Source organism: Kitasatospora acidiphila (assembly GCF_006636205.1).
Taxonomy (GTDB): Bacteria; Actinomycetota; Actinomycetes; order Streptomycetales; family Streptomycetaceae; genus Kitasatospora; species Kitasatospora acidiphila.
Window position 1 is genome coordinate 2,522,673 of record NZ_VIGB01000003.1, and the last position, 13,419, is coordinate 2,536,091.

Sequence of the window (13,419 nt, forward strand, 5' to 3'; positions counted from 1 at the left end):
GCGATGAGCCACATTCTGGTGGTGGAGGACGAGCCCGGGCTGCTGCGGGCCCTGCGGATCAACTTCCACGCCCGGCGCTACTCCGTGCTGACGGCGAGCACCGGGCAGCAGGCCCTGGACTCCGCCAGTCAGGACGCACCCGACGCCGTGCTACTCGACTTGGGCCTGCCGGACTTCGACGGCATCGACGTCATCAGGGGGCTGCGCTCCGCCCTGGCGGTGCCGATCATCGTCCTGTCCGGTCGCAGCGGGCTCCAGGAGAAGATCCGGGCGCTGGACGCGGGCGCCGACGACTACCTCACCAAGCCGTTCGAAGTCGACGAGCTCTTCGCCCGGCTACGCGCAGCCCTCAGGCGCGCGGCCACCGACACCAGTCCGCTTGAGACGGCGAGGATCGGCGACCACACCGTGGACGTCGCGGCAGGTACCGTCACCGGTCCGGACGGCGTCGTCCGGCTCACTCCCACCGAGTGGCAGATCCTGAAGGTGCTGCTCGCCGCGCCCGGGCACCTGGTGCCCGGCCGGGAGATCCTGCGCCAGGTCTGGGGTCCGGAACAGCAGCACCGCACCAACTACCTGCGCGTCTACATCGCGGGACTGCGCCGCAAACTGGAACCCGACCCAAGCCGGCCGCGCCACCTGATCACCGAACCAGGCATCGGCTACCGCTACCAGCCCTGAACCCCGCCGCCCCGATCCGAGGCCGACCGACGCCGACCGGATCAAGGAACCGTCAAGACCGTCCCGGCCGGCGCGAAGATGCCGTCAGGAAATCCGGCATCAGGATTTCCGGCACCTAGCGTTCTTCACGGAAGCCCGGTTCCGCTCCGTGGGGGAGCAGAGACCGGGACCAGTTCCGCCGGTGGGCGAAAGGGCTTCGGACCACCGGTGGTCGGGGTGACGGGGAGCACGCGGCAATGAGAGAGCGGATACCGGCCGGAACGACCGGGCTCGGGAAGACGAGCCTGACGGGGGCGGCACGTCCCGGTACGGTATCCGCGCCGCGTGCCTCCCGCACACCGTTCACGGGGGCACCGTTCGCGGGCCGGACCGCACGGCCCGGCCCGCGGAGGTGGTCGGCACCGCTGAACCGGACCTGGTGGAACACCCCGCGCCTGGTGCGCGGCCTCACCGGCCTCTGCCTCGTCGCGCTCCTCGCCACGGCCACCGCGATCGCCGGCGTCCTCAGCGACGCACGGGACGGCATCGACGACATCGGCCACCGCGACGCCCCGCAGGCCGTCCGCACCGCTGACCTGTACTTCGCCCTCAGCGACATGGACGCCCAGGTCGCCAACCTCCTCCTGCTCGGCGCCGATCCGGGGTACGCCACCCAGCGCCAGCAGACCCTCGAAACCTACGACCAGCGCCGCACCCAAGCCGACGGCGACCTCCAGAAGGCCGCCGAAGCATCCGCCGACGACCCGAACGGACAGCGGGCCGTCCAGACCGTCCTCGACCAACTCGGCCAGTACGAGGCCCTCGTCGCGCGCGCCCGGCTCCTCGAAGACCAGGCCCATGCCCCGGCCGGCCAGCCCTCGGCCGACGCCCTCGCCGCCTACCGCCAGGCCACCGACCTACTCCGCCAGCAGCTCCTGCCGGCCGCCGACCAGGTCACCGCCGCCAGTGCCGCCACCGTCGACCGCACCTACACGGCCCAGCGCAGCGCCATCACCGGCGGCTGGTGGTGGATTCTCATCACCATGGCGCTCGCCCTGGCCGCCCTCGTGCTGCTGCAGCGCCTGCTCTCGGTGCGCTTCCACCGCATCATCAACCCACCGCTGGCCGCCGTCACGCTACTCGCCGTCCTCGCCGCGGCCGCGGGCCTCACCCTCGCCTCAGGCGCTGAGGACCACCTCATCGTCGCCAAGAGCAACGCCTACGACTCGGTCATAGCCCTCAGCCGTGCCCGCGCGGTGGCCTACGACATGAACGCCGACGAGAGCCGCTACCTCACCGACCCGGCGCGCGCCGCCGCCTACCAGCAGAGCTTCCTCGACAAGAGCCAGTCCATCGCCCGCCTCGACGGCGCCACGATCGACACCTACGACGCCAAGCTCGCCCAGGCCGCCGACCAGCACCGCGCCGACCACCGCACCGTCCCGTTCGGCGGCTACCTCGGCACCGAACTCGACAACATCACCTTTCCCGGCGAACAGGACGCCGCCGAACGCCTCCTGACCACTTTCCAGCAGTACGAGAAGGACGACCGGACGATCCGCAGCCTGCGCAACCAGGGGAAGCTCAAGGACGCCGTCACGTTCGACACCGGCACCGCCGCCGGCCAGTCCGACGCCGACTTCGCCCAGCTCAGCCACGCCCTCGACGATGTCCTGGCGATCAATCAGCACGCCCTCGGCCAGGCCGTCACAGACGCCGATGACGATCTCGGTCTCGGCGTCGCCCTCACCGGCGGCCTCACCCTGGCGGCCGCCCTCGCCCTGACCGTGCTCGGTGTCCGCCCGCGGCTGCGGGAGTTCCGCTGACGAGCCGCCCGCTCCCGCGGTGCCCGCACCTCGTGGATGCGGAGCGGGAGATGAAGTGGTCACCGCCCCTGCGATCGAGGGCGGCGACCTCACGGGCAGCCTGGGCAGCGGCGCCGAAGTCCCCGCGCCGGATCGCACCGTGGCGACTCGCGACGTTCGCGCTGATCCGGATGTTTGGGTTGCGGGCGGTCGCCCCGGCGAGGCCGACCCGTATCCGTTCCTGCTCGACACCGCGGCTTCCGACGACAACTCCGACGCGCCCGCGTAGCGCGCCGGGACGGTGATGCTGTCCACCACCGGTCCAGAGGCGCTCGCGGTGCGATCACGCGGGCCGCGATGCTGTTCACGAGGGCCCATCGAGACCTCGATCGCGGGCAGGCAGCACATGCCCACCAGCAGGTGCGCTGCGCGATCGATTCCCCTACATGCGCATGCGGAGCCGGCAGACCACGGCGTCGGTGTGGCGGCGCAGCGCGCGGTCGATGACGGCGCCGCGCTGGTTCTGCAGGGCACGCTGCCAGAGACGGACGGGTTCGACCTCGGGGATGAGGACGGTGACGCGGTCGTAGGCGTACTCGGCGGCGAGGTCGTTGACGAAGGCAGCCAACGGGGTACCGAGACGGCGGCGGGCGTCCGGGACCTCGACGAGCGGGACGCCCGGCTGCCAGAGCTCCCAGTCGCGGCGCAGCGCCTCGGCAGCTTGGCGGTCCTCGGCGTCGGGCGCGGTGTGGACGACGGTGACGGCGAAGACCTCGTCGCCGAGCGAGAGCGCGGTCGACAGGGCGTCGCGGGTGAGCCGGGTGATCGAGGTGACCGGGACGACCACGAGCGAGCGCTGCGGGGTGAGCGGGCCGGGGATGCGGCCGAGCCGCAGCCGGTCGCCGATCCGGGCGTAGCTGCGGTGGATGAGCTCGAAGAGCAGGACCAGCAGGGCAGGGCCAGGACGATGGCCCAGGCGCCCTCGGTGAACTTGGTCCCGGCCACGACCAGCGTGGCGGTGCCGGTGAGCAGGGCGCCGAAGCCGTTGAGTGCCGCCTTCCCGCGCCAGCCGGAACAGCGACAGCGGTTCCAGTGCCGGACCATGCCGATCTGGCAGATGGTGAAGCCGACGAAGACGCCGATCGAGAAGAGCGGCACCAGGCTGTTGACGTCGCCGCCGGAGGCGACCAGCAGGCCAGCGGAGACGGCGGAGAGGAAGAGGACGCCGTGCCGGTGCACCTGGCGGTCGGCACGCAGGGCGAAGACGTGCGGCAGGTGGTTGTCCCGGGCGAGCAGGTGCATCAGGACCGGAAGACCGCCGAAGGAGGTGTTGGCGGCCAGGGCGAGCAGGACGACGGTGGCGAACTGGACGACGTAGAAGCCGAGTCCGTGGCCGAGGGAGGCGTCGGCGAGCTGGGCGAGGACGGTCACCCCCTCGACCGGCTGGAGGTGGAAGCGGCCGATCAGCACGGCCAGCCCGATCAGCATCACGCCGAGGAGGGCGCCGAGGGCGACCTCGGTGCGCTGGGCCCGCTTGGCGCGCGGGGTGCGGAACTCGGGAACGGCGTTCGCTACCGCCTCGACGCCCGTCAGGGCGGAGCAGCCGGCGGCGAAGGCCCTGAGCAGCAGCAGCGCACCGACAGTGGTCGCGTTGCCGGCGAGGGCCGAGGCATGTCCGGCGGCGGCAACGGTGGAGGCCGGTGCGTCGCGGAACAGGCCGATCACGATGATCGCCAGAATGGAGAGCACGAAGACCGCCGTCGGCGCCATGAACCAGCGGGCCGACTCCGCGATCCCGCGCAGGTTGACCGCTGTCACCAGGATCAGCACGCCCAGGCAGAGCCAGAGCCGGTCGCCGTACAGGCCGGGGCACGCGGAGGTCAGCGCGGCCACGCCGGCGGTGACGGAGACCGCGACGTTCAGGATGTAGTCGATGACCAGGGAGGCGGCGGCGGTCAGTGCAGCCCTGCGTCCCAGGTGCGCCTTGGCCACGGCGTAGGAGCCGCCACCGTCCGGGAAGGCCGCGATCACCTGGCGGTAGGAGGCCACCAGCACCGCCAGCAACACCGCGATCGCCAACGTGACCGGCAGCGTGAACCCCAGCCCGTATCCGCCGGCGGCGGCCAGCACCAGGACGATCGACTCCGGCCCGTACGCCACCGACGCCATCGCGTCCAGGGAAAGGGCGGCCAGGCCACCAAGGGCGGTGAGCCGGTGGCGCTCGTTCGGCGCGCCGGTATCAGGAGGCACCGGTTCGGCGGTCTCCTGGACCGCGGCGGGCAACGGATCGGCGGTGCCGGACATCGATCGACCTCCATGGGACGGCTGTCGTCCGATCGTGAGGCACCCGTGGGAGTGGGCGCAGCAGTCCGTACGGCGTCCTGACAGCTGGATGGGCGATCCTGACAAGATCTTGACGCTCCGAACGGCTCGATGTCCCGGAAGCCGGTGGGCTCCCGGGACATCGAGAACACCTATCGGTCATCGCTACGGCGCCGGAGGATCAGGACGGTTGATCCACGGGCTCGCGACCGTGGTCAGGGCGAGTCGTCCGCACAAGTCACCATTGGTGTTGTGGACCGCCGTATGCAGAGTCGGCGGCTCCCTCAGCCGGTGGGACACAGGCCCACCCGTACCGCGGGAACAGCGCGGTATCAGCGATGCCGGGGGCGCGCGGCGCGGTATTCGGATCCGTCGTCACCTGACCCGCCAACGCGGGCTGGCTTACTTCCGGCCTCACCCGTGTCTCGCCGCGCGCCCCCTCCCTCAACACCTGGCCGCCGATGTCGGACCCGGTGGAGGGTCCACCGAGCTTGGTTGTCATCAGCGTGGCCCGGTCCCCGCCCTCACGGGCGGAAGCGGGCCCTCTCGCACAGCTCACGCTATGCGACGGGGACGATTGCGGCCGGGCCCTGACGCTTCCTTGGCGCTCCGGGGGCTCGTCTTGACGCATCACTGGCGCGACAGCGGCCGTGACGCGTCAGCTGTGGGCGGTCGGTGGCCCTGCCCGCAGACCGAAGACGAACGTGGTTCCCCCACCCGGAGTGGTCTCGACCGTGAGCTCGCCGTCCATGGCCTCGACGAACCCCCGAGCGACCGTCAGGCCCAGTCCCACCCCGCCGGCCGTGCCGTCGGGATGCCGCTCGGTGCGGCGGAAGGGCTGGAAGAGGCTCTCCGGGTCCGTCGCCGCGATCCCTGGTCCCCGGTCGATGACGCGAACGTCGATGCGACCGGCGACGGCGCCGGCATCGATCCTCACCTCCGCGCCCGGCGGCGACCACGTCCGGGCGTTGGCCACCACATTGGCCAACGCCCGCTCCAGCAGGCCCGGATCGGCCTCGACCTTCGGCAGGCCGTCGGGAAGCGCGATCCTCACCCCGACCGCGCGCTCCTCGTCCGGAAGGCTCGCGAGCGCCGCGTCGACGACCGCTGCCAGCTCGGTCGGACGCGGCGTCACCGGCACGGCGCCGACCTGCAGCCGACTCAGGTCGAGCAGGTTCGCGACCAGGTGCAGCGTTCGAGCCGACTCCGTGCCGATCCCGGCGCCGAGCCTGCGGATCTCGCGCGGCCCGGTGCCCTCGTCGACCGCCTCCAGGCGGGCTGCCGCCGTGGCGATCGCCGCCAGCGGTGTGCGCAGGTCGTGCTCGACGGCCTCCAGCAGGGTGATGTGGAGCCGGTCGGTGTGGGCCAGCGCCTCCGCCGTCGAGGCGGCAGCGGCAAGCCGCTCCCGTTCCCGGGCCAGCCGCAGCTGGGTGACGAACGGCCCGAGCAGCCGCGCGTCCTCCTGGCTCAGCGCCGGACCGGCCAGGACGAGCACGGCACCCTGCCCGAGGTCGGCGGCGAACGCGGCGTCCTGCGGCTGCTGTGGCAACGGTCCGCCCGAGGCCACCACCGGCCGCCACTCCTCACCCGCGCGGACCAGGACCCCGGCGCCGTCGAGGGCGAAAACCTCCCGCAGTTCCGCGAGCAGCTCGGGCAGCGCCCGCGCACCGGACTCGACGGTCTCGCCGGCGAGTCGGGCCAGCACCTGGGCCTCCGCCTTCGCCCGAGCGGCCTGCTGCGAACGCCGCGCCAAGCCGTCGATCAGGTGCGAGATGATCCCCGCGACGGCGAGAAAGACCAGCAGCGGCGCGACATCCGCGGCCCGGTCGACGACCAGGCTGTGCACGGGCGTGGTGAAGAAGAAGTCCGCAGCCAGCGCCGCCGCCGCGGTCGTCCCGGCGGCCGGCAGCAGGCCGCCCAGCCGGGCCACCCCGGCGACCGCCAGCAGCAGGCACAGCAGGGCCCCGGACAGACCCAGCGAGCCGCGCAACGGGGACAACACCGCGGCCAGCGCGATCGCCTCGGCCGGACCGAGCAGCCACGCCGCCCACTGCCGCCGCGCGGACACCGGCGCGGGCCGGCGCCGGCGAGGCCCCGGCGGCACCGCGAGCAGCTGCGAGTCCAGCGGCGGCAGCACCCGGACATCGATCGGCCCGGCGATGCGGATCACCCGGTTGATCACCGAGCCGCTGACCAGCTCCCGCAGCCGCGAGCGGCTGGTCGGCCCGAGCAGGATCTGCGTCGCGCTCTCCGTCCGGGCGAAGTCCACCAGCGCCTGCGCCACGTCACTGCCGCTGATCTCCACGTAGGCGCCGTGCAGCTCCCGTAGCAGCCGTCGCTGCACCTCCAGCCCGGGCGGCTCGGACTGCAGGGTGCCGTCGTCCGGCCGGACGTGGACACCGATCAGATCGCCGTGCACGCGGGTGGCCGTGCGCGCGCCCCGGCGGATCAGGTTCTCTCCCTGCGGTGCGCCGTTCAGGGCCACCAGGATCCGCTCCTTGGTCTCCCACGGTGCGCGGATGCCATGCCGGGCCCGGTAGTCCGCGAGCTCCTCCTCCACCCGGTCGGCCAGCCACAGCAGCGCCAACTCGCGCAGCGCGCCGAGGTTGCCGGCCCGGAAGTAGTTGCCCAGCGCCACGTCGATCTTGTCGAGGGCGTAGATCTCTCCCCGCGTCATCCGGGTGCGCAGCGCCTCCGGGCTCAGGTCCACCAGCTCGATCCGGTCAGCCGCCCGGACCACCTCGTCCGGGATCCGCTCGCGCTGCACGATCCCGGTGATCTGCTCGACCACGTCGTTCACGCTCTCCAGATGCTGGATGTTCAGCGTGGTCGCCACGTCGATCCCCGCCCGCAACAGCTCCGACACGTCCTGCCAGCGCTTCCCGTTCCGGCTGCCCGGCACATTGGTGTGCGCCAGCTCGTCCACCAGCGCCAACGCCGGACGACGGGCCAGCAACGCGTCCACATCCATCTCGGACAGCTCGATCCCCCGGTACCGCACCACCCGCCGCGGCACCACCGGCAGATCACCGAGCTGCTCCTCGGTCCCCCTGCGGCCGTACGTCTCGACGAAACCCACGACCACGTCCAGGCCCTCCGCACGCTGCCGACGGCCCTCGGCGAGCATCCCGTACGTCTTGCCCACCCCAGGCGCCGCCCCCAGGAACACCCGCAGTTTTCCACGCACGGCCCTCTCCCTCACGCCACGGACCAGGGGGCACCTACCCGTGGAGCCACCGGGGGCTGCCCCGCAGCTCCATGGTCACTCCGCCTTCCCCGCACCGGCGCGTCGGCAGCCACCGACCCCGAACACCTACCCGACCCAGCCGACGAGAGTCACGTTGAGTGACCGAACTCGCGAGAAGAAACGAGAAGTCCCCGCAGACCGCCGACACGGACCACTACATATGGAAACGGCGGCCTCGCTTCAGAAGGCATGCCCGAAAGGAATGACATAAAGGGCTTCACGCCTTCGCCTTCCAGCATGCCGCCCTTGATCCTCCGAACCTCGGAATTGAGTCGCCGAGTACTCGAAATTCCCGCCGAATGGGGAAACGCCGTGCCCTTGTGCGCTTTCCAAGGGGATCACCGCAGCTCACGGACCCAGGTGGTCGCCCGGTTCGCTGCCCCTGCGCCATGATCCGCCCCCTGCCACGCCAGGCCACTCCGCCGTGAAGCTAGGTCCAGCTGATCACACAAGGAGTCGAATCCCGTGAACCTGACCGATCCTCAGCGCGGACGCGTCTACCGGCGCTGCGGCTGCCGTGACACAGACGGCCGCCAGTACGGAGCCCACTGCCCGAAACTGAACACCGTCCCCGACCACGGCAGTTGGGCCTACGCCGTGGACATACCCTCCCTGACCGGCAAGCGTGAGACCCGGCGCCGCAGCGGCTTCCCCGACCAGACCACAGCCCTCACCGCTCTGCAGAACTTCCTGCTGGCCGAGCGCACCGGCATCGCGGTGGACGAGGCCCTGACCGTCGCCGACTACCTGAGGGAGTGGCTGCTCTCCAAGCAGGAGTTCCTCAAGGCCACCACCTATGCCGGCTACCACCGCCACGTCCACCACGACCTCATACCGGCCTTCGGCCCCCTACCCCTGACCGGCTTGCGCGACCGGCACGTCACTACCTGGTCCCGCCGACAGCTGGCCGCAGGCCGCGGACGCCCCACCGTCCACCGCTGCTGCGCCATCCTGTCCACCGCCATGAACGCCGCGGTCAACGCCGACCTGCTGGCCAGCAACCCTGCCCGCACCGCCGCGCTGAGGCGACCCGCCGCACCCGAGCGGCTGTGCTGGACCCCGCAGCAAGCCTCCGCCTTCCTGCACCACAATGCCGAGACCTACAACGACGTCTACGCCGACATCTTCGAGGTCATCCTCGGCACCGGCATGCGTCGCGGCGAAGTCCTGGGCCTGCACTGGCCCGACATCCACTTCCAGCAACGCGTCCTGTTCATACGCTGGACCCTCGCCTCAGTGAACAACGCCCGCCTACACCTCCAAGCACCCAAGACCCTCTCAAGTCGCAGCTGGGTCAGCCTCTCCCCTCGCGTCACGGCCGCTCTACGCCGCCAAGCCGCCCGCCACCGCAGCACGCACCCCGACCAGCCCCGCCTGCAGGGCATGGCCTTCACCCGCCCCGACGGCAAACCCATCAACCCCGAGCGCCTCCTGCACACCCTGCGCCAACGCTCGGCCGAGATCGGCCTACCCAAGATCGGCCTTCACGACCTCAGACACACCGCCGCCACCATCATGATCAGCTCCCAGGTACCCCTCGCCGTTGTCTCCAAGACCCTGCGCCACTCCACCCTGGCCACCACCGTCAACATCTACGGCCACCTACTCCCCCAAGCCGCCCGAGAAGCCGTCACCGCCCTCGCCGACGCGCTCGACCATGCAGACCTCCCCCGCGAGATCAACTGACGGATCATCAGACGGTGCGATCACCTCGCACCCACCTAGCCCACAAACCGCCAGGTCAGCGCGCCGGACGCGACCACCCTGCGACCACGCGCCCTCCGGAAACGAGTGAGAGCGGGCACCTGGTTTCCCAAGTACCCGCTCTCACAACCGACTTCACAGTCGGGACGACAGGATTTGAACCTGCGACCCCTTGACCCCCAGTCAAGTGCGCTACCAAGCTGCGCCACGTCCCGTGGTCTCGCCGCCGATCAGCCTTGGCTGGTCTGCTTTGCGACCTTCGCGCCGATCTCTCGGCGACGTGGAAAACAATACAGCACGGTGGGGGGTGCTCGCTGCCAGGTATGGGTGCAGGTCAGTCAGGGGGTCGGGTGGCGGGCGTCGTAGCGGAGGAAGGCGGGGCGGCGGGCGGCGAGGAGGAGGACGCAGGCGAGGCAGGCCAGGCCTCCGGTGATCACGGAGGTGACGGGCGAGGTCAGGGCGGCGACGCTGCCGGACTCGAAGTCGCCGAGGCGGGGGCCGCCGGCGACCACCACGATGAAGATGCCCTGGAGGCGGCCTCGCATCTCGTCGGGGGCGGCCACCTGCATCATGGTGTTGCGGAAGATCATGCTCACGGTGTCCGCGCAGCCCGCGACGGCGAGCAGCAGCAGGCCGACCCAGAGGTGGCCGGCGGTCAGGCCGAAGCCGGCGATGGACAGGCCCCAGGCGGCGACGGCAGCCAGGACGGCCAGGCCGTGGCGGTGGATGTGGGAGATCCAGCCGGAGAACAGGGCGCCGCTGAGGGCGCCGACGGCGGGGGCGGCGACCAGCAGGCCGACCGTGCCGGCGTGGCCGCCGTAGCTGGAGGCGGCGAGGGCGGGGAAGAGCGAGCGGGGCAGGCCGAAGATCATCGCGGCGAGGTCGGCCAGGAAGCTGGTGCGCAGGTTGGGCTGCTCGCGCAGGAAGCGCAGGCCGTCCAGGACGGACGCCCGGGCTCCGGGGGTGCCGGTCGGGCGGAGTTCGGGGAGTCGCCACATCGCGTAGAGCACGGCGGCGAAGGCGACGGTGTCGGTCAGGTAGGCAGCTTGGGCGCCGTAGGAGGCGATCAGCAGGCCGCCGAGCATCGGGCCGACCGTCATGCCGAGGTTCATGCTGACCGTGTTGAGGGCGTTGGCGGCGGGCAGCTGCTCCGGCGGCAGCAGGCGGGGGATCATCGCGGACCGGGCCGGGCCGGAGATGGCGAAGAATCCGCCTTGCAGGGCCACGGCGGCGTAGAGCACGCCGACCTGGTGCAGGCCCAGCAGTGCCTGGACGGACAGCACGGCGGAGACGGCGGCGAGCCCGGCCGAGCCGATCAGGCCGAGCTTGCGCCGGTCGACCCGGTCGGCGACGGCTCCGCCGTAGAGGCCGAAGCCGACCAGGGGGATCAGCGAGCAGAGGCCGACCACCCCGGTGGCGAAGGCCGAGCCGGTGAGTGCGTAGACCTGGACGGCGACCGCGACGGCGGTCATCTGCTGGCCGATCGAGGAGACCGACTGGCCGAACCAGACCCGCCGGTAGTCGGCGCTGGAGCGCAGCGGGGTCAGGTCGGCGAGAACCCGGCGGCGCGGGGTCGCGGGCGGGGGCTCCAGGGTGGCATTGGTTGGATGATTGGTCGACACAGCGACCTATCGTCGCCTGAACGGCCCACCCTGGAGTAGTCGGGGTACGGGTTTCAGTCCGCGATGTCCAACTCGCCGTCGCGACTGTGCGTGGGCCCACCCCGCAGGACCGACTTCTCGCCGGCGCGGACCGCGATCGGCAACCGGTTGCCCGGCGGCGGGAACGGGCACATGAAGTGGTCGGAGAAGGCGCAGGGCGGTAGGAAGGCGCGGTTCAGGTCGAGCACGGTACGGCCGTCGCGATCCGGCTCGGGCAGCGTGATGAAGCGGAACCGGTAGGTGTCCGTGCCGCTGCTGGCGTCGGCGATCACACCGGCCAGCGCGGTCCCCTCGCCGCCGGCCCGACTGACCGTCAGACTGTAGGGCTCACCGCCCAGCTGGAAGGTGATCTGCCCGGCCACGGGCATCGGGCGGTCCCGGCCGTCCACGTTGGGGACGGTCACCGTGCGGTCGCCGCTCTCGTAGGCGGTGAAGACGGCGGGGACCGACCACTCGGGCGCGTACGGGAAGACCGCGATGCCCGCGAAGGTGGTCCGGTTCTCCGCCTCGGGGTCGAAGATGCGCAGGGCGAGCTCGCCCTCCCGCTCGATCGGGACCAGCAGTTGGTCGCCGTAGCGGGCGGTACCGGCTCCCGGGTGGGTGTCGGGGGGCAGCACCACGGCGCCGTCCAGCGCGGCATCGCCGGCCCGCAGGCCGTCCGCGGCGGCGGCCACCACGCGCACCCCCTCCGGCGTCACCGACCACCGACCCGGAATCCCGGGGATCGCACCCGGCTCAGCCGTCAGCCAATGGGTGCCGGTCAGTGCGAGCACACCGTGTGGGGCGCTGACGCTGGCGGCACGGGCCTCGGTCCAGTGCTGCCACTCCTCGGCATCGATGGTCATCGGCTGGCTCTCCTCTCCTCGACTCTGCTCGACACGGGCGGTGCCTCAACCTGGACGGTGTCCCAGGCGCAATCGGTTTCCTCGTTGTGGTCGCTTCCTCGGTGCGGACGGCTATTGGAGACTGACGGGCTTCTGGATGCGGACGGTCATCGGCACGGACGGCCATCGATGCGAACGGATCTCGCTACGCGATTGTGGACGAACCCTCCGAAACCGGACCCCAGTGGACACCGAGGGGACGGCATCCGCGCCGCACGTTCACCCGCCAGGGTGGGTACCTGCTCAGCTCCTGTCGACCAGCGGACGGAACAGGCCCTCCTGCACCACGGACACGACCAGCTGACCGTTGTGGTCGAAGATCTCACCGCGCGCCAGGCCGCGGGCGCCGTGTGCGATCGGCGACTCCTGCTGGTAGAGCAGCCACTCGTCGGCGCGGAACGGGCGGTGGAACCACATCGCATGGTCGAGCGAGGCCATGTCGAAGTTCCGCTGGCCCCAGAGCGGCTCCACGGGGGCTCGCACCGAATCCAGCAGCGTCATGTCGCTGGCGTAGGTGAGGGCGCAGACGTGGATCAGCGGATCGTCGGGCAGCTTGCCGTTGGTCCGGAGCCAGACCCCGCTGCGCGCCTTGACGTCGGCCAGCTCCTCCGGGGTCCAGCGAAGCCGCTCGACGTAGCGGATGTCGAACGGCTGGCGGCGACTGATGAAGGGCGGCAGCTCGCCGAGGCGGTCGCCGACCTCCTCCAGGGCGCTGGGCAAGGCCTCGGGCGGGGCGACGTCCGGCATCGGGACCTGGTGCTCGATGCCGCCGGGCTCGGGGCGGTGGAAGTCCGCGGTCAGCGCGAAGATGCTGCGGCCCTGCTGGATGGCGAGCACCCGACGCGTGGTGAACGAACGGCCGTCCCGGATCCGGTCGACCTGGTAGACGATCGGGACACCGGGGACGCCGGGGCGCAGGAAGTAGGCGTGCAGCGAATGGACCGGGCGGTCGTCCCCCACCGTGCGGCCGGCGGCGACCAGCGCCTGACCAGCCACCTGCCCGCCGAAGGTGCGCTGCAACGACTCCTCGGGGCTGCGCCCTCGAAAGATGTTGAGCTCGATCTGCTCCAAGTCCAGCAGATCGACCAGGTGATCAACAGGCGTTCCCATGGCGCTTCCTCTCCGCACGGGGACGC

At 71.4% G+C, this 13,419-nt stretch carries 8 protein-coding genes, 1 tRNA gene and 1 pseudogene; 4 read left to right on the forward strand and 6 right to left on the reverse strand.

The features are described from left to right. The first annotated feature begins 3 nt into the window (after window positions 1–3). From E6W39_RS12090 to E6W39_RS12100, 3 genes are all read left to right on the forward strand, one after another. A complete protein-coding gene (locus E6W39_RS12090) occupies window positions 4–681 on the forward strand; it encodes a response regulator (RefSeq protein WP_141633555.1) in 678 nt (225 codons plus the stop codon). 437 nt (window positions 682–1,118) lie between these two features. Next, window positions 1,119–2,486 (forward strand): hypothetical protein, encoded by a 1,368-nt coding sequence (locus E6W39_RS12095; RefSeq protein ID WP_141633556.1) that lies wholly within the window; start codon window positions 1,119–1,121, stop codon window positions 2,484–2,486. Window positions 2,487–2,541: 55 nt separating this feature from the next. Further along, window positions 2,542–2,754 carry a hypothetical protein gene (locus E6W39_RS12100; protein WP_141633557.1) on the forward strand — a complete coding sequence of 71 codons (213 nt, stop codon included), beginning with the start codon at window positions 2,542–2,544 and terminating at the stop codon, window positions 2,752–2,754. A gap of 153 nt (window positions 2,755–2,907) precedes the next feature. Here the strand turns inward: E6W39_RS12100 and E6W39_RS12105 are convergent. Together E6W39_RS12105 and E6W39_RS12110 are read right to left on the reverse strand one after the other, a co-directional pair. Next, window positions 2,908–4,769: pseudogene (locus tag E6W39_RS12105) on the reverse strand (APC family permease). Window positions 4,770–5,445: 676 nt separating this feature from the next. Further along, window positions 5,446–7,974: an ATP-binding protein gene (locus tag E6W39_RS12110; protein WP_220140206.1), complete on the reverse strand. Its 2,529-nt coding sequence runs from the start codon at window positions 7,972–7,974 to the stop codon at window positions 5,446–5,448. A 525-nt stretch (window positions 7,975–8,499) separates the two neighbouring features. On the opposite strand from E6W39_RS12110, the gene E6W39_RS12115 reads away from it, so the two are divergent. Continuing rightward, window positions 8,500–9,720: a site-specific integrase gene (locus E6W39_RS12115; RefSeq protein WP_220140207.1), complete on the forward strand. Its 1,221-nt coding sequence runs from the start codon at window positions 8,500–8,502 to the stop codon at window positions 9,718–9,720. A gap of 159 nt (window positions 9,721–9,879) precedes the next feature. Here E6W39_RS12115 and E6W39_RS12120 read toward each other — a convergent pair. From E6W39_RS12120 to E6W39_RS12135, 4 genes are all read right to left on the reverse strand, one after another. Beyond that, window positions 9,880–9,953 (reverse strand) — tRNA-Pro (locus tag E6W39_RS12120). Between the two features lie 123 nt (window positions 9,954–10,076). Further along, window positions 10,077–11,360, reverse strand: coding sequence for an MFS transporter (locus E6W39_RS12125; protein WP_228718109.1), 1,284 nt, complete (start codon window positions 11,358–11,360; stop codon window positions 10,077–10,079). Between the two features lie 53 nt (window positions 11,361–11,413). Next, a complete protein-coding gene (locus E6W39_RS12130; protein WP_141633559.1) occupies window positions 11,414–12,244 on the reverse strand; it encodes a DUF1684 domain-containing protein in 831 nt (276 codons plus the stop codon). Window positions 12,245–12,526: 282 nt separating this feature from the next. Next, window positions 12,527–13,393: an acyl-CoA thioesterase gene (locus tag E6W39_RS12135; RefSeq protein ID WP_141633560.1), complete on the reverse strand. Its 867-nt coding sequence runs from the start codon at window positions 13,391–13,393 to the stop codon at window positions 12,527–12,529. Between the last annotated feature and the right edge of the window lie 26 nt (window positions 13,394–13,419).

What these genes read in the sequence shown, in the direction of transcription:
- E6W39_RS12090 (WP_141633555.1), top strand. Translation starts at nt 4, where the DNA reads ATGAGCCACATTCTGGTGGTGGAGGACGAGCCCGGGCTGCTGCGGGCC.
- E6W39_RS12130 (WP_141633559.1), bottom strand. Translation starts at nt 12,244, where the DNA reads ATGACCATCGATGCCGAGGAGTGGCAGCACTGGACCGAGGCCCGTGCC.
- E6W39_RS12135 (WP_141633560.1), bottom strand. Translation starts at nt 13,393, where the DNA reads ATGGGAACGCCTGTTGATCACCTGGTCGATCTGCTGGACTTGGAGCAG.